This is a genomic window from Burkholderia sp. AU45274, from assembly GCF_030482505.1.
Lineage (GTDB): Bacteria > Pseudomonadota > Gammaproteobacteria > Burkholderiales > Burkholderiaceae > Burkholderia.
The window spans coordinates 96,792-120,202 of record NZ_JAUJQE010000006.1; the positions used below are offsets into that span (position 1 = coordinate 96,792).

Sequence of the window (23,411 nt, forward strand, 5' to 3'; positions counted from 1 at the left end):
GGCAGGTTTCGACCGTGGTACCGGTGTCTCGTCCCGCAGGCGCCACCCGCACGACGCAGGTGGCGATCGTTGCATTGCCGCCCGTGTCGATGTCGGGCGTGGGTCCGATCGTCGATGCGCTGAATCTCGCGAACGAGATCGACGGGCGGCTGCTGTATCGCTGGCAGGTGTGTTCGTGGGACGGGCGGCCGGTGCCGCTCGCCGGCGGCGCGCAGTGGCATGCCGATGCGGCGTTCAACGATGCGATCGCGTGTGACTGGGTCATCGTCGTGTCGGAGCGGTTTCAGCAGTTTGCCGACTATCGGTTGTTTCTCGCGAGTCTCGCGAGGGTGGGGCAGCGCACGCCTGTCGTGACCGGCATTCATCATGGCGTTTGGTGGCTGGCCATGGCCGGGCAGCTTTCCGGGTATCGCGTGAGCGTGAACTGGGAGACGTATCAGCAGTTCGCCGAACAGTTCGAGCGGTCGATCGTCACGCAGCAGATCTTCGAGATCGATCGCGATCGGGCTACCTGTGCGGGTGGGCAAGCCACCGTTGACTTCATGCTGGCCATGATTGGCCGGGAACATGGGCCGGATCTCGCGGAAAGGATCGCCGATGCGCTCGGCGCCGGGACTTTGCGGAGCGGCGAGGAGCGGCAGCGGATTCCTTTTGTGACTGCGCCGGGCGAGCGGCATCCTCGGTTGAATGACGCTTTGCTTTTGATGGAAGCCAATGTCGAGGATCCGTTGACCACCGATGAAATCGCCGAGCTCGTTGGCGTGTCACGCCGGCAACTGGAACGGCTCTTTCGACAGTATCTCGGGGCGATGCCCTCCAAGTATTACCTCAATCTTCGGTTGCTCAAGGCTCGGACTCAGTTGCAGCGGACTAGCAAGTCGGTTGTTCAAGTTTCTCTCGCCTGTGGGTTCTCTTCTGCTGCGCACTTTTCTAACGCTTACCGCGAAAGGTTTGGAGTCACGCCTCGGGAGGATCGGCGAGCCTGGCTCGAGAAGCAGACCGGGGGCGGCGGCGAGCCTCGTGGGGGCGCGCTTGTCGAGCGCGGGGATAAGGGGTGATTTTGTTCTTTTGGTGGTTCGCTTGCGGTTTTCGTGAAGCACCTGCTGTCTTGTCGGTCTATTAGCGTCGCCCCTGCGCGGGGCGGCGGTTACTTTTCTTTGTCTTGCCAAAGAAAAGTAACCAAAAGAAAGGCGCTGTGAGAACGCAAGACCTCCCGGTGCCGTAGTGCGCGGAGTGGACCGCGCCTAAGTGTCCGCGCCAGTCCAGAACGCGGAGTGGTTCGAGCAATGGTTCTGACATCCTCCACTACCCAACAGAGCGGTATACCGCCCGCCAGCTCCATCCTCGCTACGCTCGGCTGCAAGGTACTTCACGTCGCGTTGCATGCGCTCCCTGCTTGTGCCGGCGCAGCATCAGCAAAGCACGCAACCCTCTTTTCTCACACCATTCGTACCGATCGGACTGCTTGCCATCGGTGAGTGTTGGATAACGGTATGGGCACGTAGAGTGCATGCTGCGTCCCTTTTTCCTGACGAATGAGGGTAGCCTTGATTCGCTGAGTCCGGGGTGCTCGCATGTGATTGCTGGAGCTGATTGGCCTCAGATGTTACTGGAGGGGGTGTCCCTGTCGGCCGAGCGAAGCGAGGGCGGAGCTAGCGGGCGGTATACCGCTCTGTAGGGTGGTGGGAGGTGTCAGAACCATTGCTCGAACCACTCCGCGCTCTAGACTGGCGCGGACACTTAGGCGCGATCCACTCCGAGTGCCACGGCACCGGGAGGTCTTGCGTTCTCATAGCGCCTTTCTTTTGGTTACTTTTCTTTGGCAAGACAAAGAAAAGTAACCGCCGCCCCGCGCAGGGGCGACGCTAATAGACCGCTAAGACAACAGGTGCTTCACGCCAACCGCAAGCGAACCGCCCAAAAAGCCTCAAAATACGCCCACCAAAACCGAAGCCCCCGCCTGGAAGGGCAAAAACAAACCGCACTATCCGCTTCCGATAGAACCCGTCGCAATTCCGCAAGACGCTTGCGTCACCCTTACCTAAACTTGATCCTGTTGAACCCTCTTACGAAACCGAAAGGAACGACCATGACGACCTCGACCGTGACCCGCCAGACATTCGATGAAGTGATGGTGCCGGTATTTTCCCCCGCGCCGTTCGTGCCGGATCGCGCAGAGGGCTCCCGCGTGTGGGATACGGCCGGCCGCGAGTACATCGACTTCGCGTGCGGCATCGCGGTGACGTCGCTGGGCCACGGCCACCCGGAACTGCTGAAAGTCCTGGACGAACAAGGCCGCAAGCTCTGGCACATCGGCAACGGCTACACGAACGAGCCGGTGCTGCGCCTCGCGAAGCGCCTCGAATCGCTGACTTTCGCCGACCGCGCGTTCTTCGCGAACTCCGGCGCGGAAGCGAACGAAGCCGCCCTGAAACTCGCGCGCCGCGTCGCATTCGATCGCCACGGCGCCGATAAAGCCGAAATCATCTCGTTCGTGCAGTCGTTCCACGGCCGCACGTTCTTCACGGTCAGCGTCGGCGGCCAGCCGAAGTACTCGGAAGGCTTCGGCCCCGTGCCGGAAGGCATCAAGCACCTGCCGTACAACGACATCGAAGCCGCCAAGGCCGCGATCGGCCCGCAAACCTGCGCGGTGATCGTCGAACCCGTGCAAGGCGAAGGCGGCGTGATCCCGGCCGATCCGGCCTTCCTGAAGGCACTGCGCGAAGCGTGCGACGCGCACGGCGCGCTGCTGATTTTCGACGAAGTGCAAACGGGCGTCGGCCGCACCGGCCAGTTCTACGCTTACATGGATACCGGCGTCACGCCGGACATCCTGACGACCGCCAAGGCGCTCGGCAACGGCTTCCCGATCGGCGCGATGCTGACGACGAACGAACTCGCTGCGCACTTCAAGGTCGGCGTGCACGGCACGACGTACGGCGGCAACCCGCTTGCCTCGGCAATCGCCGACAAGGTCGTCGAACTGATCAGCGACCCGGCGCTGCTCGAAGGCGTGCGCGAACGCAGCGTGCGCCTGAAAGGCGCGCTCGAGCGCATCAACGCGCGCTTCGGCATCTTCAAGGACGTACGCGGCAAGGGCCTGCTCGTCGGCGCGGAACTCACCGCGGCATTCGACGGCCGCGCGAAGGACTTCGTCACCGCCGCCGCGGAAAACGGCCTGATCATGCTGATCGCCGGCCCGAACGTGCTGCGCTTCGTGCCGTCGCTGGTGATCCCGTTCGACCTGCTCGACGAAGGCATGAAGCGCTTCGAGAAGGCAGTCGAGCAAGTGCTCGCCGCCCAGGAAGCCACCGCGCGCTGATCGGCGCACCCATCGCAGACAGGAACGACGATGCTATTTGTTCGCCCCGGCAAACTCACGGATCTCGATGCGCTCGCGCACATGGCGCGCACCGCGCAGCCGGTCCTGCACTCGCTGCCGCACGACCGCGCGGCGCTCGAAGCGCGTGTGGCGCTCTCCGAGGATTCGTTTCGCGCGGACGTCGACTTCGCCGGCGAGGAGTTCTACCTCTTCGTGCTCGAGGATTCGTCGACCGGCAAGCTGCTCGGCACGGCGAGCATCGTGGCCGCGGCCGGCTACTCGGAACCGTTCTACGCGTTCCGCAACGACGCCTTGATCCACGCGTCGCGCGAGCTGCACGTGAACCGCAAGATCCACGCGCTCACGATGTCGCACGAGCTGACCGGCAAGAGCCGGCTGGCGGGCTTCTACGTCGATCCGTCGCTGCGCGGCGACGCGGCCGCGCACCTGATCTCGCGTGCGCGGATGATGTACATCGCCGCGAACCGCCGCCGCTTCACGCCGGAAGTGTTCACGCTGCTGCTCGGCGTGAGCGACGGCACCGGCGCATCGCCGTTCTGGGAAGCGGTGGGCCGCAAGTTCTTCGGCCGCGACTTCACCGACGTCGACATCGCGTCGGGCGGCCGCAGCCGTACCTTCATCGCGGAAGTGATGCCGGCGTATCCGCTCTACGTGCCGCTGCTGCCGGAAGCCGCGCAGCGCGTGCTCGGCGAGCCGAACGAATCGGCGCTGCTCGCCTATGACATCCATCTCGAGGAAGGCTTCGAGCCCGACCGCTTCGTCGACATCTTCGACGCGGGCCCGGTGCTGACCGCGCAAGTCGACCGCACCGCGTGCGTGAAGCACGGCGCCGAGCGCACCGTGCGCGAGGCCGCGCACCAGCAGGGCGATGTCGCCTACATGGTGTCGACGGGCAGCGGCGAATCGTTCCGCTGCGTGCTGGCCGAGCTGCCGGGCGAGACGGATGACGCGCCGCTGGCCGGCGACGTGCGCGCGGCGCTCGATGTGAAGGATGGCGATGTCGTGCGCTGCGTGCCGCTGCACCGCCGCGACGATGAAGATTTGAAGGGAGACGCAGCATGATCGTCGTTCGGGTCGTACAAACGGGCGACGTCGACGCGCTCGTGTCGCTCGCGAAGGAAACCGGGCCGGGCCTGACCACGTTCAAGCCCGATCGCGACGCGCTCGCCGCGCGCATCGAGCGCACGCGCCGCACGCTCGCGGGCGAGGCGGCGGCCGGCGAGGCCGGCTACTTCTTCGTGATGGAAGAGTCGAAGACGGGCGACATCGCGGGCGTGTGCGGGATCGAGACGCAGGTCGGCCTCGAACAGCCATTTTACAACTACCGCGTGAGCACGGTCGTGCACGCGAGCCAGGAGCTCGGCGTGTGGACGCGGATGTCCGCGCTGAACATCTCGCACGACCTGACCGGTTACGCGGAAGTGTGCTCGCTGTTCCTGAGCCCGCGCTATCGCACGGGCGGCGTGGGCGGGCTGCTGTCGCGCTCGCGCTTCATGTTCATCGCGCAGTTCCGCGAGCGCTTTCCGGAACGCATCTGCGCGGAACTGCGCGGCCACTTCGACGACGACGGCACGTCGCCGTTCTGGCGCGCAGTCGGTTCGCACTTCTACCAGATCGATTTCAACGCGGCCGACTATCTCAGCTCGCACGGCCGCAAGTCGTTCCTCGCGGAACTGATGCCGCGCTATCCGGTGTACGTCGACCTGCTGCCGCAGGACGCGCAGGACGCGGTCGGCCTCACGCACCGCGATACGCTGCCGGCCCGCAAGATGCTCGAGGCGGAAGGGCTGCGTTACCAGAATCACGTCGACATCTTCGACGCGGGCCCCGTGCTCGAATGCCACGTCAACGACCTGCGCACGGTGCGCGAGAGCGTCGTCGTGCCGGTCGCGATCGGTGTGCCGGATGCGCGGGAAGACGCCCCGAAGTCGCTCGTGTCGAACACGTCGCTCACCGACTTCCGCGTCGGCGTCGCGCCGGGCGTGGTCGCGAACGGCTCGTTCGTGCTGTCGGCCGACGATGCCGTCGCGCTCGACGTGAAGGCCGGCGATCCGGTGCGCGTGCTGCCGCTCAAAGTCAAACAGGGATAAACGAATCATGACGGAACTCTTCATCGACGGCGCCTGGGTCGCAGGCTCGGGCCCCGTGTTCGCTTCGCGCAACCCCGGCACCGACGAGATCGCGTGGCAAGGTGAAAGCGCGTCGGCAGCCGACGTCGATCGTGCGGTCGCAAGCGCGCGCCGCGCCTTCGCCGGCTGGTCGGCGCTCGACTTCGAATCGCGCTGCGCGATCGTCAAGCGTTTCGCCGCGCTGCTCAACGAACGCAAGGAAGCGATCGCGACCGCGATCGGCCGCGAGACGGGCAAGCCGCTGTGGGAAGCACGCACGGAAGTCGCGTCGATGGCCGCGAAGGTCGGCATCTCGATCCAGGCCTATCAGGAACGCACCGGCGAGAAGCGCCAGGACATGGCTGACGGCGTCGCGGTGCTGCGCCATCGCCCGCACGGTGTCGTCGCGGTGTTCGGCCCGTACAACTTCCCCGGCCACTTGCCGAACGGCCATATCGTTCCCGCGCTGATCGCCGGCAATGCGGTCGTGTTCAAGCCGTCGGAGCTCGCACCGGGCGTCGCGCGCGCGACGGTCGAGGTGTGGAAGGACGCCGGCCTGCCGGACGGCGTGCTGAACCTCGTGCAGGGCGAGAAGGACACCGGCATCGCGCTCGCGAACCATCGGCAGATCGACGGGCTGTTCTTCACCGGCAGCTCGGATACCGGCACGCTGCTGCACAAGCAGTTCGGCGGCCGTCCGGAAATCGTGCTCGCGCTCGAGATGGGCGGCAACAACCCGCTCGTGATCGGCGAAGTCGAGGATATCGACGCGGCCGTCCATCACACGATCCAGTCGGCGTTCCTGTCGGCCGGCCAGCGCTGCACGTGCGCGCGCCGCATCTTCGTGCCGCAGGGCGCGTTCGGCGACCGCTTCCTCGCGCGTTTCGCCGACGTGACGTCGAAGATCACGGCCGACGTGTTCGACGCCGATCCGCAGCCGTTCATGGGCGCGGTGATCTCGGCACGCGCGGCGGCGAAGCTCGTCGACGCACAGTCGCGCCTGATCGAGCAGGGCGCGAAGCCGATCATCGCGATGACGCAGCGCGATCCGCGCCTCGGCTTCGTGAACGCGGCGATCGTCGACGTGACGGGCGTCGCGAACCTGCCGGACGAAGAGCACTTCGGCCCGCTCGCGCAGATCGTCCGCTACGCGACGTTCGACGAAGCGATCGAGCGCGCGAACGACACGGCGTTCGGCCTGTCCGCCGGCCTGCTCTCCGACGACGCGAAGGTGTGGGAACACTTCCGCCGCACGATCCGCGCCGGGATCGTCAACTGGAACCGGCCGACCAACGGCGCGTCGTCCGCCGCGCCGTTCGGCGGCACCGGCCGCTCGGGCAACCATCGTCCGAGCGCGTACTACGCGGCCGACTATTGCGCGTATCCGATGGCGTCGGTGGAAAGCACGCAACTGACCTTGCCCGCGAGCCTGTCGCCGGGCCTGCATTTCTGATCGAGGGAACGACGATGAACGCACAAGAAGCCAATTTCGACGGGCTCGTCGGCCCGACCCACAACTACGCCGGGCTGTCGTTCGGCAACGTGGCGTCGCTCAACAACGAAAAGTCGGCCGCGAATCCGAAAGCCGCCGCGAAGCAAGGGCTGCGCAAGATGAAGCAGCTCGCGGATCTCGGCTTCGCGCAAGGCGTGCTGCCGCCGCAGGAGCGGCCGTCGCTGCGCCTCTTGCGCGAGCTCGGCTTCTCCGGCAAGGACGCGGACGTGATCGCGAAGGCCGCGAAGCAGGCGCCCGAACTGCTCGCCGCGGCGAGCTCGGCATCGGCGATGTGGACCGCGAACGCAGCCACCGTCAGCCCGTCGGCCGATACGAGCGACGGCCGCGTGCACTTCACGCCGGCGAACCTGTGCAGCAAGCTGCATCGCGCGATCGAGCACGAAGCGACGCGCCGCACGCTGTCGACGCTGTTCGCCGATCCCGCGCATTTCGCGGTGCATGAAGCGCTGACCGGCACGCCGGCACTCGGCGACGAAGGCGCGGCGAACCACACGCGCTTTTGCGCCGAATACGGCAAGCCGGGCATCGAGTTCTTCGTGTACGGCCGCGCGGAGTACCGCCGCGGCCCCGAGCCGAAGCGCTTCCCGGCGCGCCAGACCTTCGAGGCGAGCCGCGCGGTCGCGCATCGCCACGGCCTCGACGAAGAAGCGACGGTCTATGCGCAGCAGGATCCGGACGTGATCGACGCGGGCGTGTTCCACAACGACGTGATCTCGGTCGGCAACCGCGACACACTGTTCACGCACGAGCGCGCGTTCGTCAACAAGCAGGCGATCTACGACACGCTGACCGCCGCGCTCGACGCACGCGGGGCGCGCCTGAACGTGATCGAGGTGCCCGAGGCCGCCGTGAGCGTGAACGACGCGGTGACGTCGTACCTGTTCAACAGCCAGCTGCTGTCGCGCGCGGACGGCTCGCAGGTGCTCGTCGTGCCGCAGGAATGCCGCGAGAACGGCAACGTCGCGGCCTATCTCGACGAACTCGCGGCCGGCAACGGCCCGATTCACGACGTGCTCGTGTTCGACCTGCGCGAAAGCATGAAGAACGGCGGCGGCCCAGCGTGCCTGCGCCTGCGCGTCGTGCTGAACGAAGCGGAGCGCGCGGCCGTCACGTCGAACGTGTGGATCAACGACACGCTGTTCGCGTCGCTCGACACGTGGATCGACCGGCACTATCGCGACCGCCTCGCACCGGAAGACCTCGCCGATCCGGCGCTGCTCGACGAATCGCGCACCGCGCTCGACGAGCTCACGCAGATCCTGCGCGTCGGTTCGCTGTATGACTTCCAGCGCTGATTCCCGCATGGCCGGCGCGCTGCTCGACGACTTCCTCGCGTTCACGCTGACCGGCGGCGCACCGTCCGCGACGGACGGCACCTGCGCGGCCGGCGCCGTGCGCTGGCAATGGCGCGCCGACGGGCTGCTCGCGCTCGAACCGGTGGCGGCCGAGGCCGCCGGCGCGGCGCGCGCGAGCGTGCTCGTGTCGGCCGGCGTGCACGGTGACGAGACGGCGCCGATCGAGCTGCTGTCGATGCTCGTGCGCGATCTCGCATCGGGCGCGCTGCCGCTCGCGTGCCGGCTGCTCGTCGTGCTCGGCAACGTGCCGGCGATGCGCGCCGGCGAACGCTATCTCGACGACGACCTGAACCGCCTGTTCAGCGGCCGTCACGCGCAGGTGCCCGACAGCCGCGAAGCGCCGCGCGCCGCGCAGCTCGAAGCGGCCGCCGCTGCATTCTTCGCGGCCGCGCCGGCCGGCGCCGCGCGCTGGCACATCGACATGCACACGGCGATCCGCGCGTCGGTGTTCGAGCAGTTCGCGCTGCTGCCGCACACGGGCATGCCGCCGACACGCACGATGTTCGAATGGCTCGGCGACGCGCGGATCGCGGCCGTGCTGCTGCATACCGCGAAGGGCAACACGTATTCGCATTTCACGGCCGAGCATTGCGGCGCGCTCGCGTGCACGCTGGAACTCGGCAAGGTGCGCCCGTTCGGCCAGAACGACCTGGCGCGCTTCGCGCCGGCCGACCGCGCGGTGCGCAAGCTCGTGTCGGGCGCCGCTTGCGAGGCCGACGCGCCGTTGCCGCGCGTCTTCACGGTGATCGACCAGATCACGAAGCAGAGCGACGCGCTCGAGCTGTTCGTCGCGGCCGACGTCGCGAACTTCACCGCCTTCGCACGCGGCACGGTGCTCGCGCAGGACGGCGATTACCGCTACACGGTGACGCACGACGAGGAGCGCATCGTGTTCCCGAATCCATCGGTGAAGCCGGGTTTGCGCGCGGGCCTGCTCGTCGTCGATACGACCCGCGAGACGGTCGCCGCGCTCGTCTGACGGTGCCCGACTGCGCGTGGCCGTGGCAGCCCGCGGCCCGCGCATCGCCCGGCCACCATTCCTGTTTCGAGATAATGCCTACCCGCCGCGCAGAAGGCCCGCGGGCCGCGCTTGCGTATTTGCGACATCGTCTTGCAAGTTCGACGGGCCGCCCGGCTGACGTCGGCGCCCGCAGCGCAGCATCATGTGCCGGCGGCTGCTTTGCCATATCGGGCCGCGCGGATTGGTACAATCGCGGCCTTGCGGCTGTTGCGCCGCATCACGGCGCGGCGACAGCATTGCCGTGGTCATCCGACCCTGCAATGATGCATGCGCCCGTAGTTCCGGAACATTCGAGTATCGAGGAGAACACCTGATGAAGTTGGATTGGCGTAAAGTGGCCGCGCATGCGGTGGTGGCGGCATCGGCCGTGGCGGCAGGCAGCGCGATGGCAGCGGATCTGAAAGAGATCCGTTTCGGCGTCGAAGCCTCGTACGCGCCGTTCGAATACAAGACGCCCGACGGCAAGCTGACCGGCTTCGACATCGATATCGGCAACGCGGTGTGCGCGAAGCTGAAGACGAAGTGCGTGTGGGTCGAGAACGACTTCGACGGCCTGATCCCGGCGCTGCAGGCGCGCAAGTTCGACGCGATCAACTCGGACATGACGATCACCGACCAGCGCAAGCACGCGATCGCGTTCACCGATGCGATCTACACGATCCCGAACCAGCTGATCGCGAAGCAGGGCAGCGGCCTGCTGCCGACCCCGCAATCGCTGAAGGGCAAGCGCGTGGGCGTGCTGCAGGGCACGATCCAGGAAGCGTACGCGAAGAAGAAGTGGGCGCCGGCCGGCGTCGAAGTCGTGCCGTACCAGACGCAGGACCTGGCCTACGCCGACCTGAAGTCGGGCCGTCTCGACGCGACGTTCCAGGACGCGGAAGCCGGCTCGAAGGGCTTCCTGACGAAGCCGCAAGGCCAGGGCTTCGCGTTCGCGGGCGGTACCGTGAGCGACGCCGAGATCCTCGGCTCGGGCGTCGGCTTCGGCCTGCGCAAGAACGACGCGGCGCTGAAGACCGCGCTCGATCAGGCGCTGAAGGAACTGAAGGCCGACGGCACGATCGACAACCTCGCGAAGAAGTACTTCAGCGTGCCCGTGACGCTCAAGTAAGCGCTGCGCTCGATCGCACGATGCAAGCAAACCGGCCGCTGATGCGGCCGGTTTGTTTTTGGGGGCGGGAAATGACGAAAAACCGCGGACGACGGGAAACCGCGGACGGGAACCCGCGCGGCAGCGGCCGGCGGTGGCGTCAGGCCGGAAAGAACCGGCCCAGTTCGCGCGCCAGCTCGTTGAGCACGGCCATCTCCTGCTGCGTGATCTTGCGCGCGGGCTGCGCGCCGGCCCAGTCGCCGTACAGCAGCGCGACGGTCGTCGTGCCGACGCGCACCGGCAGCAGCACGAACGCGCGCGTGTCGTCGAATGCGTCGAGATACCACGCGGGCAGGCGCTTGAGCATCTTCGGCTCCTGCGCCTGCTCGATGAAGATGCCGACCGAGTTCGAGATCGCGAGATGAAACACGTCCGGCTCGAAGCGCTCGTCGAAGCGCAGCCGGTCGAGCGTCGTATCGACGCCGGGGCCGAAGCCGAGGCGCGCGGCGAACATGCCGTCGTCGTGGCGCACGAACATCACGGTGCGCGTGAACGCGAGGCCGGCCAGCAGGCTTTCCGACGCGAGCGCGAGCACCGGCGTCAGCACGTGCTCGGACGGCAGCGCACGCAGGTCCGCGAGGCCGGCTTCGAGGCACGCCTCGGGCGCGGCCTGCGCGCGCGCGATCGCATCGGCGTTCGCGCGCAGCTCGACGATCTCGCGCATCACGGTGTCGCTCGCTTCCTCGCGCGCGAGCCGCTCGGCGATCTCGACGAGCGCGTCGGATTCCATGTCGAGCTCCGCACCGTAGTGCTGCGCGAGCGCCGCGATGCGCGCGTCGCGCTGCGGGCTCGCGGGCATCACCAGCGCGCCCGCGACGTCGGTCGAGCAGCGGCTGATCGCGCGCAGCCAGCGGACGCGGTCGGCCGGGCCGTCATCGGTCGCACGGCCCGCGTCGTGATCGTCATCGTCGTTGCCGAACGCGTCGGCATGGACCACGTGGTCACGATCGGCCATCCCCGCGCGGATCACGTCGGGCAAGCGCCAGCGCGCGGCGGCCTCGAGCCCGATCTCGTCGAAGCCGACGCCGAGCACGTCGATGCAGGCGGCCGCTTCGTCGCCGTTCAGCTCGGCCGCGCGACGGCGGATCCGGTCCCATTCGCTGTCGAGATAGCAGACCACGAGCAGCTTGCCGACCTGGCGCATCAGCGTGCAGACGACGGCTTCCTCGCCCGCGCGCAGCTCGGCGCGCTCGGTGAGCTTGCGTGCGACGCAGCCGGACAGCAGCGCCCGGTTCAGCTCGAGCTTCGCGTCGATGCGCCGCGGCGTACTGTGGTGGAAATGGTCGACGAGCTTGAGCCCGACGACGAGGTGGCCGACGGCGTCCATGCCGAGCACCATCAGGGCGCGGGTCACGGTCGTGATGTTGCCGCCGAACGCCATGTACATCGCGGAGTTCGCGAGCCGCAGCACTTTCTGCGTGAGCGCGAAGTCCGACAGCACGACGCGCACGAGCGCGGTGAAGTCGAGGTCGTCGTTCTTCATCGCGGCCATCGTCGCGCGCAGCGATTCCGACAGCAGCGGGAAATCGCCCCGTTCGTTCATCCGGGCCCACAGCTTGTCGAGCAATGCGGTGCGGGGCAGGTGTTCGGTGATTGACATACGGATCTGTCCGGTTCGCCGCGCGCGTCAGGCGGCGGCGTGCAGGTGCAGCTGCTGCGCCTCGAAGCGCCGCGCGAGCTCCTCGGACGGCAGCGCCTGGCAGACGAGCCAGCCCTGGATATGGTTGCAGCCCATCTCCGTCAGCAATTCGCGCTGCGCCTCGGTCTCGACGCCTTCGGCGACGAGTTCGAGATCGAGCGTCTGCGCGAGGCCGACCACCGCCGACACGATCGCGCGGTCATTGCGCGAGGTCAGCAGGTTCTCGACGAAACTGCGGTCGATCTTCAGCTTCGCGAGCGGGAAGCGCTGCAGGTATGCGAGGCTCGAATAGCCGGTGCCGAAATCGTCGATCGCGAAGCGGATGCCGAGATCGGTCAGCTCCTCGAGCAGCCCCTTGGCCTGCGCGGGATCGTGCATCAGCAGGCTTTCGGTGATCTCGAGCACGATGCGGCGCGGGTCGATGCCCGTCAGCGCGATCGCCTCGCGCACGCTTTGCGTGAAGCGCGGGTCGCGGAACTGCTGCGGCGACACGTTGACCGCCACGTACTGCAGCGCGAGCCCCTGACGGTCCCAGGCGACGAGCTGCATGCACGCGGCCTTGAGCACCCAGTTGCCGAGATAGTTGATCAGGCCGATCGATTCGGCGAGCGGAATGAAGGTCGCCGGCGGCACGAGGCCGTGCACCGGATGGCGCCAGCGGATCAGCGCCTCGACCCCGACCACCGCGCCCGACTGGCTGCGCGTGATCGGCTGGAAATGGAGCGAAAACTCGCCGTTGCGCACGCCGTCGTACAGGTCGGCCTCGAGCTTCAGCCGTTCGGCGTCGGCCGGATCGTCGACGGGGGCGTGGAACGCGAGCGCATTGCCGCCCGACGCCTTCGCCTGCGCGAGCGCGTGGTCGGCGCGGCGCAGCAGCGGGCTGTGGTGCTGCGCGCGGTGCGGCGCCGAGCGCTCGTCAGGGTAGAGCGCGATGCCGATGCTCGCGGACAGGTGCACGGTCTGCCCCTGGTACACGTAGGGCTCGCGCACCGCGGCCTGCAGCCGGCGTGCGAGTGCGTCCGCCGCATTGCTCGCCTGCGTGCGGTTCGGCGCGCCGAGCACGACCGCGAACTTGTCGCTCGCGACGCGCGCGAGCTGCTCGTTCGGCGTGACGAGCGCCTTCAGCCGCTGCGCGGTCTCGCGCAGCAGCGTGTCGCCCGCGTCGTAGCCGAGCGCGCGGTTGATCCGCTGGTAGTCGTCGAGGTCGAGCAGCAGCAGCGCCGCGCAGGAGCCGTCCCCGTCGGCGGCCTGCTGCGCGCGCATCAGCGCGGGCACGAGCGCGGACAGGTTGTCGAGCCCCGTCATCGGGTCGTGGTGCATCTCGTAAGTCAGGCGCGCCTCGAGCGCGCGCCACGACGACACGTCGAACGCCGCGATCGCGAACCCGTCGACGCCGTGGTGACGGCTCTTGAACGCGCGGATCTCGACGTCCAGCGGGTAGGTGAGCGACTTGACGATGCACATCGTCGCCTTCTCGACCTGGCCGGAACGCGCGGCGCGTGCAAGCAGGCCTTCGAGCGCCGCGGTATCCTGTTCGGCGATCAGGTCGCGCAACGTCAGCGTGTGCAGGTAGTCGCGGTGGTAGCCGATGAAGCGCAGGCTCGCATCGGACACGTACAGAAAGCGCAGTTCGCGGTCGACATGGGCGAGGAAATCCACCGTGCCGACCGTCTGTTCCAGCCAGTTGCGCACGGAGTCGTCGCGTCGCGGCGCACCGGCGCGCGCGGGCATCAGCGCGCCGCCCGACCAGGCGAAGCGGCGCAGCGTATGCAAGGCGCTGCGCCAGGAGCCCTTGCGTGACGTCTGTTTCCTGTTGGCTTCCATGTTTCTCGCTGACGTGAAGGGCTGGAACCGGTTGTCCGGAAGGAATAACGGCAGACTGTGCGGAATCTTTAACGGACCGGCCGCGGATGGCGTTGCCGCTGGACCGGATCGGCCACGCGGGTGTTCGACAGGCGAACGCCGGCGGGGCCTACATCGAGGCTGACTTTATAAGAAATGAGGACGCAGATGAAGCGAAAACTGTTGCTGGGCGCCGCCTTGGCGGCGCTGGTGGCCGGCCATGCGCTGATGGCGCAGGCGGAATTGAAGCCGGGTGCCGCGGCGCCCGATTTCACGACGCAGGCGTCGCTGGGCGGCAAGACTTACACGTACTCGCTCGCGGACGCGCTGAAGCAGGGGCCGGTCGTGCTGTATTTCTATCCGGCCGCGTTCACGAAGGGCTGCACGATCGAGGCGCACGCGTTCGCGGACGCGGTCGACCGTTACAAGGCTTACGGCGCGACGGTGATCGGCGTCTCGGCCGACAAGATCGACACGCTGACGAAGTTCTCGGTGAGCGAGTGCCGGAGCAAGTTCCCGGTCGCGGCCGATCCGGATGCGAAGATCATCCGGGAATATGATGCGAAGCTGCCGGCGATCGACAAGGCGAACCGCGTGTCCTACGTGATTTCGCCGGAAGGGAAGGTGCTCTACGAATACACGAGCATGTCGCCCGACAAGCACGTCGAGAACACGCTCGCCGCCGTGAAGGCGTGGGCTGACGCGCATCCGAAGCAGTAATCGGGCGGCCCGCACGGCAAAGCGGCCCGTCCTGCGGGCCGCCGGTACGGAGCAACGCGCCCGCCCGAGCGGCGGCGCGAGAGGCCGCTAGGCGCGCAATGCCTGCTCGATCGGCACGCTGCCGCCGACGAAGCCGACGATCTTGCGCGAGATGCCCAGCTTGATCGCCTCGATCGCGGCCCAGGCGACATCCTGGCGCGACACGGGTGGGGCGCCATCGAACCATGCGTCGGTGAGCGCGATCTTGCCGACACCCGGATCGTCCGTGAGCGGGCCGGGGCGCAGGATCACGTAGTCGACGCCCGACGCGATCACGCGATCGTCGCCTTCGCGCTTCATCTGCGAATAGTGGCGCAGCGCGTCCGGGCCGAGCTCGGGCCGGTACGCGGACAGCGAGCTGATCACCACCAGCTTCTGCGCGTTGTAAGCCAGCGCGTATTCGGCCGCGCGGGCGACCGCGTCGCGGTCGACCTGCTCCTCTTCGGCCGCGCCCTCCGATTCGGCCGAGCCGGCCGCGTAGATCACGTGCGAGATGCCCTGGAATGCGTGCGAGAAATCGTTCTTCAGGTCGGCTTCGACCACCCGTGCGCCCGCCAGCGCATAGCCGTGCCGGCGCACGAGCGCCGTGACCTCGAACTCCGGCTGCTTGAGCAGCAGATCCGCGCAGGCCTGGCCCGTTCGACCGGTCGCGCCAATCAGCAGTACCTTCGTCGTCATGAAACCGCTCCTTGCTCGATGCGTCATCCTTCCAGATAGGGACGGACGACCGATAACTCAAGTGTAATGTCGATTTGCCGATGCGGCGGGTGTGTATTAAGGGGCATACCGGCATCGGGCATACCGGCATCGGGCATACCGGCTGCGGGCGTACCGACACCGACATTCCGGTCGCCATTCATTCACACGGATGCGGGAATGACGCGCCGACCGGCTATCATGTGCGCGATGCATTTTTCGCCGTTACGTCATACAACGCATCGGCCCACTGGTTGGAGTACACATGGCAATACCCCTGGACAACGTCAGCATGGCCGTGTTCTGCGACTTCGAGAACGTCGCGCTCGGCGTGCGCGACGCGAAGTACGAGAAGTTCGACATCAAGCCCGTGCTGGAGCGCCTGCTGCTGAAGGGCAGCATCGTCGTGAAGAAGGCCTATTGCGACTGGGATCGCTACAAGGGCTTCAAGGCGTCGATGCACGAGGCGAGCTTCGAGCTGATCGAGATTCCGCACGTGCGCCAGTCGGGCAAGAACTCGGCCGACATCCGGCTCGTCGTCGATGCGCTCGACCTCTGCTACACGAAGTCGCACGTCGATACGTTCGTGATCATCAGCGGCGACTCGGATTTTTCGCCGCTGGTGTCGAAGCTGCGCGAGAACGCGAAGAAGGTGATCGGCGTCGGCGTGAAGAAATCGACGTCGGACCTGCTGGTCGCGAACTGCGACGAATTCATCTTCTACGACGACCTGGTGCGCGAGCAGCAGCGCGCGCTCGCGAAGCGCGAACAGCAGCAGCGTGCGGGCAACGGCGGCGCGAAGCGGCCCGACGAGCCGTCGTCGCGCAAGCACGACATGGACGCGCGCAAGGCCGAGGCGATCGCGCTGGCGGTCGAGACGTTCGACGCGCTCGCGTCGGAGCGGGACGACGTCGGCAAGATCTGGGCGTCGGTGCTCAAGAGCGCGATCAAGCGTCGCAAGCCGGATTTCAACGAGTCGTACTACGGATTCCGCGCGTTCGGCAACCTGCTCGACGAGGCGCAGGCGCGCGGCCTGCTCGAAGTGGGGCGTGACGACAAGTCGGGCGCGTTCGTGTCGCGGGCACGCCAGTCGGCGGCTGTGGAGCATGTCACAGCGGGCGGTGAAGGCGGCGGGCACGGCGGCGCGCACCACGGCACGCGTGCGGCCGAGCCGGCGCGGGCCGGGCGCAATGCGCAACGTCGCGGGCAGCGGGCGGAAGCGGTCATGCACGAAAGCGTGCAGGTCGACGCGGACGAGACGGAAGTGGCCGAGGTCGCCGAGGCGGCCGAGGCGGCACCGCTGATGTCGCCGGCGGAAACGGCCGGAGTGGCCGAAGTGGCCGATGCGCATGGCGATGCGAAGGATGGCCGCAAGCGCGCGCGCAAGACCGCGGCGAAGAAGGCCGGCGCGAAGAAGGGCGCCGCCGCGAAGAGCGCAGGCCGTCAGGCAGCCGGGAAGCCGGACGCTGCCGGGCATGGCGCGCCGATGCACGGCGGCGACCAGCACGCGCACGGCAAGCATGCCGACGACGCGCATCGCGACGCGGCGCAGGGCGACGAGCGGCATGTCACGATGACGCACGCCGGGCCGGCGGCAGGCGATGCCGGCGGCGAGCGTGCCGCTGCGCAGCCATCGCACGACGCGGCGCCGGCTGAAGCCCATGCCGACGCGGTTGCGCAAGCGCCGGCCGCTGCCAAGCCGAAGAAGCCGGCCCGCAAGGCCGCACCGCGCGCGCGTCGTCCGCGCAAGACGGCGGCGGACGCTGCCGAGTAACACCGATCGGCCGGATGCCGTCCCGAGCGGGGCGGCAGCCGCGCCACGGGTTCGGCCGGTGCAACGCCGGCCCGTCGAACTAGCCGTTCAGCACATAAGGCTGCGTCATCACTTCGAGGAAGTGGCCGTCCGGATCGTCGAAGTACACGCCTCGGCCGCCGTTGTGGCGGTAGATGTCATCGGGTTGCCGCTTCGCCGGGTCGGCCCAGTGCGGCAGCCCGCGCTCGCGAATGCGCGCGAGCACGCGATCGAAGCCTGCTTCGTCGAGCAGGAACGCGTAATGCTGCGACGCGATCTCTCCCGACTGTTCATAAAAATCGAGCGACACGCCGTTGCCGAGCGGGACGACCAGCATCGCGCCGAACGGCGTCGGCGGCGGCAATTCCAGCAGCTCGGTGAGGAAGCGGCTCGACGCGCGCTTGTCGCGGCACCAGACGATCGTGTGGTTGAGCTGGACGTTCATGGCGGGTTCCCGGGAAGGGGACGGCGGTGGGCATGGACACACGATAGCCGATTGCGGCCCGTCCGCAAGCCGGGGCTGCGGCGAGCCGGGCGGCACGCGCCATTCGTCGACTGAAACGATCTGGACGAACGGCTACTTTTTCGGGAGCAAAGGTCATTGGCGCCGCTTTTTGCGCCGCCAAGAATTCCTGTCAGGCCATCGCCGTCATCCGCCGGATGACGAACGGGCGATGCGCAACAGGGAGACAGACGATGCGCTTCATGCTGAACGGCCAGCCGTTCGATTTCGACGGCGATCCCGATACGCCGCTCCTGTGGGTCATTCGCGACTCGGCCAGACTGACGGGCACCAAGTACGGCTGTGGCATCGGCGCGTGCGGCGCCTGCACCGTGCACCTCGACGGCGAAGCCGCGCGTGCGTGCGTGCTGCCGGCGGCGAGCGTCGCGGGCCGCGCGGTCACGACGATCGAGGGGCTGTCGCACGATCGCTCGCATCCGGTGCAGCGCGCGTGGATCGAGAAGGACGTGCCGCAATGCGGCTATTGCCAGTCGGGGATGGTGATGGCGACGGCCGCGCTGCTCGTGCGCCACCGCAAGCCGACCGACGCGCAGATCGACGCGGCCGTCACGAACCTGTGCCGCTGCGCGACCTATCAACGCATTCGCGAGGCGATCCATGTCGCGGCCGGCTGACGCGGTGCGGGTACAGCCGGTGCCGAACGTGGCGCGGCGCGTGTTCCTGAAGGGCGGCGTCGCGCTGGCGGGCAGCCTGCTGCTGCCCCTGGCGTTCGGCGACGTCGTTCAGGCGGACGGCGACGGTGCGCGCTTTCGCGAGATCAACGACTGGGTGCGCGTCGATACGGACGGCAGGACGATCATCGGGCTGTCGCAGGCGGAAGTCGGGCAGGGCGTCTATACCGGGCTGCCGCAGGTGCTGGCTGACGAGATGGATGCGGACTGGCGCAGCGTGACGGTCGAGTTCGTCACGGGGCGCGATGCGTACCGGATCGATGCCGCGAACGAGGCGCCGCAGCAATTCGTCGGCGCGTCGATGTCGGCGACGATGTTCTACACGCGCTTGCGGATCGCGGGTGCGCAGGCGCGCTCGGCGTTCCTGCGGGCCGGCGCCGCGCGGCTCGGCGTGCGCGACACGCAGTGCGTGACGCGCGACGGCCGCGTCGTCCATCCGCCGAGTGGTCGTTCGCTGTCGTACGGCGTGCTCGTCGACGATGCGGCCAGGCTGCCGCACGATCTGCAGCCGCGCCTGAAACCGGCCTCCGCGTACACGCTGATCGGCCGTCCGCTGCACAAGCTCGACGTGCCCGCGAAGGTCGACGGCAGCGCGATCTTCGGCATCGACGTGCAGGTGCCCGACATGCTGGTCGGCGCGCTGACGATGGCGCCCACGCTGAACGGCAAGCCGACCGCCGTGAAGAACCGCGACGCGCTGCGCGCCATGGCGGGCGTGACGGACGTCGTGCTCGCGAAGGACGCGGTGATCGTCGTCGCGCAGACCTATTGGCAGGCGAAGAAGGCGTGCGATGCGGCGGACATCGTGTGGGACGCGGGCCCGACGCCGGCATTCGACAGTGCGACGATCCTCGCGCAGCGCAAGGGCGCGCTGCAGGCGGAGCACGCGGTGGTCGCGACGCAGATCGGCGAGCCCGGGCGCCATCTTGCCGAGTCCGGCAGCGTCGTCGAGGCCGACTACCACACGCCGTACATCGTTCACGCGACGATGGAGCCCGTCAACGCGACCGTGCACGTGCGGGCCGGCGAGATCGAGGTCTGGGGGCCGATCCAGGGGCAGGACAAGGTGCGCTGGACGCTGTCGGCGCTGTTCGGCGTGCCGGCCGAGCGCGTGATCGTCAACACGACGTTTCTCGGCGGCAGCTTCGGCCGCAAGTACGTGCCGGATTTCGTCGTGCATGCGGCCGTCGCGTCGAAGGCGGTCGGGCGGCCCGTGAAGGTGATCCGCTCGCGCGAGGACGATATCCGTCACGGTTTCTACCGGCCGTGCGCGTCCGCGCGGTTTCGCGCGGCGCTCGGCCGCGACGGCCTGCCGGTCGCGCTGCATGCGCGCGTCGCCGGTCATTCGCTGTATGCGGCAATCAAGCGCGACCGCTACAACAAGGCGGGCGGCTGGGACGAGACGATGCTCGACGGCCTGTACGACCTTTGCTACGACGTGCCGAACCTGCTGGTCGATTCGGTCACGGTGATGCAGCCGATCCCGGTCAGCTTCATGCGCAGCGTCGGCAGCACGTCGACCGTGTTCTTCCTCGAAAGCTTCGTGAACGAGCTCGCGCATACGGTGCGGGCCGACCCGGTGCAATACCGGCGCGCGTTGCTGAAGCACGATGCGCTCGCGTTGCGCGTGCTCGAGGCGACGGCCGCGCGCGCGAACTGGTTCGGCCGCGCGCCGGCCGGCCTGTCGCGCGGGGTCGCGTATTCGCTGTACACCGGGCGCGGCGGCGCATTCAGCACGTACGTCGCGGCGATTGCCGAGGTGCGCGTCACGCGCGGCAACGTGAAGCTCGAACGGATCGTGTGCGGGATCGACTGCGGCCGCGCGATCAATCCGCTGCTGATTCGCGAGATGGTCGAGGGCGGCGTCGGCTTTGCGCTCACCAACACGTTCAGGAGCGAAATCACGTTCGAGCATGGCGCGGTCGTGCAGCGCAATTTCGCCGACTATCCGCTGCTCGGCCTGGCCGCGATGCCAAAGATCGAAGTGGTGATCGTCGACAGCGACCGCGATCCGCAAGGCTGCGGCGAGGTCGCGTTGCCGCCCGTCGCACCGGCGGTGGCGGATGCGATCTGGCGCGCGACCGGCGAGCGGCCGCGCGCGATGCCGTTCGATACGCCGCTCGCGACCTGAACGACCCGATATCCCCCACCGGCCGGCGGCGCCGAGTGCGTCGCCGGTCGATAGAAAGCATAACTACACGATTGGTCTGGAGACTTCGATGAAAACCTTTCGCACGGCCGCGACGGCCATCTCGTTCGCGGCCGCCGCCGCCGCATCGCCGGACGCGCAGGCGCAGGGCAGCGTGACGCTGTACGGCATCGTCGACACCGGCGTGCAGTACTACAACCATGCAGCCGGCGGTGGCGCGGTCGCCGGCATGCCGTCGCTGACCGGCGAAGTGCCGTCGCGCTTCGGGTTGCGCGGCGTCGAGGATCTCGGCGGCGGCTTCCGCACGTTCTTCGTGCTCGAAAACGGCTTCGCGCTGAACTCGGGCGCGCTGAACTACGGCGGCCGCCTGTTCGGCCGACAGGCGAACGTCGGCGTCGATTCGCCGTATGGCACGCTCACGCTCGGGCGGCAGATGAACATGTCGATGCTCGTGCTGCTCAACGCCGACGTGATCGGCCCGTCGATTCATTCGATGGCGAGCTTCGACAGCTATCTGCCGAACGCGCGCAGCGACAGCGCGATCGGCTATCTCGGTCACTTCGGCGGCGTGACGCTCGGCGGCACGTACAGCACCGGGCGCGATGCGGCGGGCCCGGCCGGCCCGTCGGCCACGAACTGCGCGGGCAACGTGCCGGGCGACCCTGTCGCCTGCCGGCAATACACGATGATGGTCGCGTACGACGCGCCGCAGTTCGGCGTGGCCGCTTCGTACGACGTAATGCACGGCGGCACGGGCGCGTCGGCGCCGCTGTCGAACCCCGGCTATACCGACACGCGCACGATCGTCGATGCGTACGTCAAGTTCGGCGTCGCGAAACTCGGCGCGGGCTGGATCCGCCGCAACACGGCGGCCGCGGCCCACGGCCAGTCGGACCTGTTTTTCGCGGGCGGCACGGTCAACGCGACGCCGGCGCTATCATTCGACGCACAGGCCGTGCGCTATCTGCTGCGTGGCCGCTACGACTCGAACCTGTTCGTCGGGCGGGCCAACTACAGCCTGTCGAAGCGCACGCTGGTCTATACGTCCGTCGGTTACATGATGAACAGCGCGCTCGGCACGTCGGCGGTGGCGGCAGGCGGCACGGTCCGCACCGGCCGCGACCAGGTCGGTGCGATGGCGGGCATCCAGCAGCGCTTCTGACGCGGCGGCGCGCTCCACGGAGATTTCGACGATGACGACCGATCTTCTCAGCGACGTGCTGACCGACCTGCGGGCCGGTGCAGTGGTCACGGGACGCTTCACACTGAGCGCACCGTGGGCGATCCGCAAGCCGGCCGTCGCGGGCGCGCCATTTCGCACCTGCGCGGGCAGCCCGTTCTTCCTGTCGGTCGCCGGCGCCGCGCCCGTGCACGTCGAGCCGGGCGACTTCGTGCTGCTGCCGCACGGCGACGAGCACGTGATGGCGTCGTCGCTCGACGTGCCGCCCGTGCCGTTCGATACGCTGATGGCCGACAAGGGCATCCGGCCGCGCTTCGACACGCCGCTCGCGTTTGCCGCGGGCGGCGGTGGCGCGACCAGCGAACTCTATACGGGGATCGTCGTGTATCGCGACATCGTGCGCAGTCCGCTGTTCTCGGTGTTGCCGACGCTGATCCACGTGCGCGCCAACGATGCGGCCGTCGCGCCGTGGCTCGCGAGCACGCTGCAGAGCTTCATCCAGGAATCGATGGCGTGCCAGCCGGGCTGGGCGATCGCCGCGACGCGCCTGGCCGACGTGCTGTTCGTGCAGTTGCTGCGCGCGCATCTGCAATCGTCGGCGAATCACACGGGCTGGCTGCGTGGCCTCACCGATCCGCAGATCGGCCGCGCGATGGCGCTGATGCATCGCGATCCGCGGCGCAACTGGCAGCTCGCGAGCCTCGCGGCCGAGGCCGGCATGTCGCGGTCGCGCTTTTGCACGCATTTCGCCGAACTCGTCGGCGAGACACCGATCGGTCATCTGACCGCCTACCGGATGTATCTGGCGAGCGGCGAGCTCGCGAACGGCAAGCTGCGGCTGATCGAGATCGCCGAGCGGGTCGGCTACACGTCGGAGAAGGCGTTCGCGCGCGCGTTCCATCGCTGGTCGGGGATGGCGCCGCGCCGCTATGCGCGCAACGCACGGGACCTGTATGACCTTGCACGACATGGATGACCGCGCAGCGCGCCATCGGGTGCCGGCGCTCGCGCGCGGGCTCGCGATTCTCGAAGCGGTTGCGGCCGGGTCGTCGTCCGCGACCGCCGCGGACCTCGCGTCGCGGCTCGGCGTGCCGCGCAACTCGATCGCCCGGCTGCTGAGAACGCTGGTTCGGTACGCGTTTCTCGTCGTCGATCCGCACGGCCGCTATCGACCCGGGCCGGCTGCCGCGCGGGTCGCGGCCGCGTATCTCGGCGCGCGGCCTGAAGTCGCGCATGCGCAGCCGGTGCTGGACGCGTTGTGCGCGCGCAGCGGGCTCGCCGCGCAGTTGCTCGGACGGGATGGCGCGGAAGTCGTCGTGCTCGCGCAGGCGGCGCCCGACGGGGCCGCCTGCCTCATCACGCGCGTCGGCGCGCGGTTCGCGGGGCGGGCGGTGGCGGATGTGAATGTGGATGTGGATGGCGAAAACGATGCGGCCGTGCCCGACGGCCAGCCCATCCGGCGGTTGGGCCGGCAGGGCGCGTCCCGGCAGGCGGCCGGCATCGTCGCGACGCCGGTGGTTGCGGGCGGTGCGCTCGCGATCGGCGTCGCGCTCGATGTGCCGGACGACGCGCGATGGCGGCAGATACCGGAAATGATCGGCGACGCGGCGCGGCGCCTGTCGGACGCGCTGGCCGATCCGGCCGAGGCCGCCCACCGCTGAGCGCCATCGGCC

The 23,411-nt window shown here is 68.2% G+C and carries 19 protein-coding genes; 15 read left to right on the forward strand and 4 right to left on the reverse strand.

The annotated features are described in order from the left end of the window. The first annotated feature begins 14 nt into the window (after window positions 1-14). The 8 genes from QZM35_RS22380 (at window position 15) to QZM35_RS22415 (ending at window position 10,448) form a co-directional block, all read left to right on the forward strand. Window positions 15-1,058 carry a GlxA family transcriptional regulator gene (locus QZM35_RS22380; protein ID WP_089424883.1) on the forward strand — a complete coding sequence of 348 codons (1,044 nt, stop codon included), beginning with the start codon at window positions 15-17 and terminating at the stop codon, window positions 1,056-1,058. A gap of 1,031 nt (window positions 1,059-2,089) precedes the next feature. Then, complete coding sequence (locus QZM35_RS22385) at window positions 2,090-3,322, forward strand: aspartate aminotransferase family protein (protein ID WP_089430799.1); 1,233 nt, start codon at window positions 2,090-2,092, stop codon at window positions 3,320-3,322. 30 nt (window positions 3,323-3,352) lie between these two features. After that, the gene (gene aruF / locus QZM35_RS22390) at window positions 3,353-4,405 is read left to right on the forward strand and encodes an arginine/ornithine succinyltransferase subunit alpha (RefSeq protein ID WP_089424885.1); all 1,053 of its coding nucleotides are present in this window, start codon (window positions 3,353-3,355) and stop codon (window positions 4,403-4,405) included. Beyond that, window positions 4,402-5,433, forward strand: a complete 1,032-nt coding sequence (gene astA, locus QZM35_RS22395; protein WP_089424886.1) for an arginine N-succinyltransferase — start codon at window positions 4,402-4,404, stop codon at window positions 5,431-5,433. Before aruF ends, astA begins: the two co-directional genes overlap by 4 nt. 7 nt (window positions 5,434-5,440) lie before the next feature. Further along, window positions 5,441-6,904, forward strand: a complete 1,464-nt coding sequence (astD, locus tag QZM35_RS22400; protein ID WP_301776776.1) for a succinylglutamate-semialdehyde dehydrogenase — start codon at window positions 5,441-5,443, stop codon at window positions 6,902-6,904. Window positions 6,905-6,918: 14 nt separating this feature from the next. Next, a complete protein-coding gene (gene astB / locus QZM35_RS22405) occupies window positions 6,919-8,259 on the forward strand; it encodes an N-succinylarginine dihydrolase (RefSeq protein ID WP_089424888.1) in 1,341 nt (446 codons plus the stop codon). Further along, window positions 8,243-9,298 (forward strand): succinylglutamate desuccinylase, encoded by a 1,056-nt coding sequence (gene astE, locus QZM35_RS22410; RefSeq protein WP_301776777.1) that lies wholly within the window; start codon window positions 8,243-8,245, stop codon window positions 9,296-9,298. The genes astB and astE overlap by 17 nt, the downstream gene beginning before the upstream one ends. A gap of 355 nt (window positions 9,299-9,653) precedes the next feature. Beyond that, a complete protein-coding gene (locus QZM35_RS22415) occupies window positions 9,654-10,448 on the forward strand; it encodes an ABC transporter substrate-binding protein (RefSeq protein ID WP_043182082.1) in 795 nt (264 codons plus the stop codon). 139 nt (window positions 10,449-10,587) lie between these two features. On the opposite strand, the gene QZM35_RS22420 is transcribed toward QZM35_RS22415, so the two are convergent. Next, window positions 10,588-12,087, reverse strand: a complete 1,500-nt coding sequence (locus QZM35_RS22420) for an HDOD domain-containing protein (RefSeq protein WP_089424890.1) — start codon at window positions 12,085-12,087, stop codon at window positions 10,588-10,590. A 27-nt stretch (window positions 12,088-12,114) separates the two neighbouring features. Next, window positions 12,115-13,857 (reverse strand): bifunctional diguanylate cyclase/phosphodiesterase, encoded by a 1,743-nt coding sequence (gene cdpA, locus QZM35_RS22425; protein ID WP_206150870.1) that lies wholly within the window; start codon window positions 13,855-13,857, stop codon window positions 12,115-12,117. A 279-nt stretch (window positions 13,858-14,136) separates the two neighbouring features. Here cdpA and QZM35_RS22430 point away from each other — a divergent pair, with 279 nt between their 5' ends. Further along, entirely contained in the window at window positions 14,137-14,688 is a 552-nt protein-coding gene (locus QZM35_RS22430) for a peroxiredoxin (RefSeq protein WP_089424892.1), read from the forward strand. An 87-nt stretch (window positions 14,689-14,775) separates the two neighbouring features. Here QZM35_RS22430 and QZM35_RS22435 read toward each other — a convergent pair whose 3' ends face one another. Continuing rightward, a complete protein-coding gene (locus tag QZM35_RS22435; protein WP_089472438.1) occupies window positions 14,776-15,405 on the reverse strand; it encodes an NAD(P)H-binding protein in 630 nt (209 codons plus the stop codon). Between the two features lie 283 nt (window positions 15,406-15,688). Between QZM35_RS22435 and QZM35_RS22440 the strand changes: the two genes are divergently transcribed. Beyond that, complete coding sequence (locus QZM35_RS22440; protein WP_301776778.1) at window positions 15,689-17,197, forward strand: NYN domain-containing protein; 1,509 nt, start codon at window positions 15,689-15,691, stop codon at window positions 17,195-17,197. Between the two features lie 79 nt (window positions 17,198-17,276). Here QZM35_RS22440 and QZM35_RS22445 read toward each other — a convergent pair whose 3' ends face one another. Further along, a complete protein-coding gene (locus tag QZM35_RS22445) occupies window positions 17,277-17,660 on the reverse strand; it encodes a VOC family protein (RefSeq protein WP_011351471.1) in 384 nt (127 codons plus the stop codon). A 251-nt stretch (window positions 17,661-17,911) separates the two neighbouring features. On the opposite strand from QZM35_RS22445, the gene QZM35_RS22450 reads away from it, so the two are divergent. The 5 genes from QZM35_RS22450 to QZM35_RS22470 all read left to right on the forward strand — a co-directional run bounded on the left by QZM35_RS22450 (window position 17,912) and on the right by QZM35_RS22470 (window position 23,399). Continuing rightward, window positions 17,912-18,352 (forward strand): (2Fe-2S)-binding protein, encoded by a 441-nt coding sequence (locus QZM35_RS22450; protein ID WP_089424896.1) that lies wholly within the window; start codon window positions 17,912-17,914, stop codon window positions 18,350-18,352. Beyond that, on the forward strand, window positions 18,336-20,540 hold the full coding sequence (locus QZM35_RS22455; RefSeq protein WP_174974950.1) for a xanthine dehydrogenase family protein molybdopterin-binding subunit: 2,205 nt from the start codon (window positions 18,336-18,338) through the stop codon (window positions 20,538-20,540). The genes QZM35_RS22450 and QZM35_RS22455 overlap by 17 nt, the downstream gene beginning before the upstream one ends. An 88-nt stretch (window positions 20,541-20,628) precedes the next feature. Then, on the forward strand, window positions 20,629-21,720 hold the full coding sequence (locus tag QZM35_RS22460; RefSeq protein ID WP_301776779.1) for a porin: 1,092 nt from the start codon (window positions 20,629-20,631) through the stop codon (window positions 21,718-21,720). A gap of 31 nt (window positions 21,721-21,751) precedes the next feature. Then, the gene (locus QZM35_RS22465) at window positions 21,752-22,714 is read left to right on the forward strand and encodes an AraC family transcriptional regulator (RefSeq protein WP_089424899.1); all 963 of its coding nucleotides are present in this window, start codon (window positions 21,752-21,754) and stop codon (window positions 22,712-22,714) included. After that, window positions 22,707-23,399 carry a helix-turn-helix domain-containing protein gene (locus QZM35_RS22470; protein ID WP_301776780.1) on the forward strand — a complete coding sequence of 231 codons (693 nt, stop codon included), beginning with the start codon at window positions 22,707-22,709 and terminating at the stop codon, window positions 23,397-23,399. Before QZM35_RS22465 ends, QZM35_RS22470 begins: the two co-directional genes overlap by 8 nt. The last annotated feature ends 12 nt before the right edge of the window (window positions 23,400-23,411 follow it).

What these genes read in the sequence shown, in the direction of transcription:
- aruF (WP_089424885.1), top strand. Translation starts at nt 3,353, where the DNA reads ATGCTATTTGTTCGCCCCGGCAAACTCACGGATCTCGATGCGCTCGCG.
- QZM35_RS22415 (WP_043182082.1), top strand. Translation starts at nt 9,654, where the DNA reads ATGAAGTTGGATTGGCGTAAAGTGGCCGCGCATGCGGTGGTGGCGGCA.
- QZM35_RS22450 (WP_089424896.1), top strand. Translation starts at nt 17,912, where the DNA reads ATGCGCTTCATGCTGAACGGCCAGCCGTTCGATTTCGACGGCGATCCC.
- QZM35_RS22420 (WP_089424890.1), bottom strand. Translation starts at nt 12,087, where the DNA reads ATGTCAATCACCGAACACCTGCCCCGCACCGCATTGCTCGACAAGCTG.
- QZM35_RS22385 (WP_089430799.1), top strand. Translation starts at nt 2,090, where the DNA reads ATGACGACCTCGACCGTGACCCGCCAGACATTCGATGAAGTGATGGTG.
- cdpA (WP_206150870.1), bottom strand. Translation starts at nt 13,857, where the DNA reads ATGCCCGCGCGCGCCGGTGCGCCGCGACGCGACGACTCCGTGCGCAAC.
- QZM35_RS22460 (WP_301776779.1), top strand. Translation starts at nt 20,629, where the DNA reads ATGAAAACCTTTCGCACGGCCGCGACGGCCATCTCGTTCGCGGCCGCC.
- QZM35_RS22440 (WP_301776778.1), top strand. Translation starts at nt 15,689, where the DNA reads ATGGCAATACCCCTGGACAACGTCAGCATGGCCGTGTTCTGCGACTTC.
- astE (WP_301776777.1), top strand. Translation starts at nt 8,243, where the DNA reads ATGACTTCCAGCGCTGATTCCCGCATGGCCGGCGCGCTGCTCGACGAC.
- astD (WP_301776776.1), top strand. Translation starts at nt 5,441, where the DNA reads ATGACGGAACTCTTCATCGACGGCGCCTGGGTCGCAGGCTCGGGCCCC.
- astA (WP_089424886.1), top strand. Translation starts at nt 4,402, where the DNA reads ATGATCGTCGTTCGGGTCGTACAAACGGGCGACGTCGACGCGCTCGTG.
- QZM35_RS22465 (WP_089424899.1), top strand. Translation starts at nt 21,752, where the DNA reads ATGACGACCGATCTTCTCAGCGACGTGCTGACCGACCTGCGGGCCGGT.
- QZM35_RS22435 (WP_089472438.1), bottom strand. Translation starts at nt 15,405, where the DNA reads ATGACGACGAAGGTACTGCTGATTGGCGCGACCGGTCGAACGGGCCAG.
- astB (WP_089424888.1), top strand. Translation starts at nt 6,919, where the DNA reads ATGAACGCACAAGAAGCCAATTTCGACGGGCTCGTCGGCCCGACCCAC.
- QZM35_RS22445 (WP_011351471.1), bottom strand. Translation starts at nt 17,660, where the DNA reads ATGAACGTCCAGCTCAACCACACGATCGTCTGGTGCCGCGACAAGCGC.
- QZM35_RS22430 (WP_089424892.1), top strand. Translation starts at nt 14,137, where the DNA reads ATGAAGCGAAAACTGTTGCTGGGCGCCGCCTTGGCGGCGCTGGTGGCC.
- QZM35_RS22470 (WP_301776780.1), top strand. Translation starts at nt 22,707, where the DNA reads ATGGATGACCGCGCAGCGCGCCATCGGGTGCCGGCGCTCGCGCGCGGG.
- QZM35_RS22455 (WP_174974950.1), top strand. Translation starts at nt 18,336, where the DNA reads ATGTCGCGGCCGGCTGACGCGGTGCGGGTACAGCCGGTGCCGAACGTG.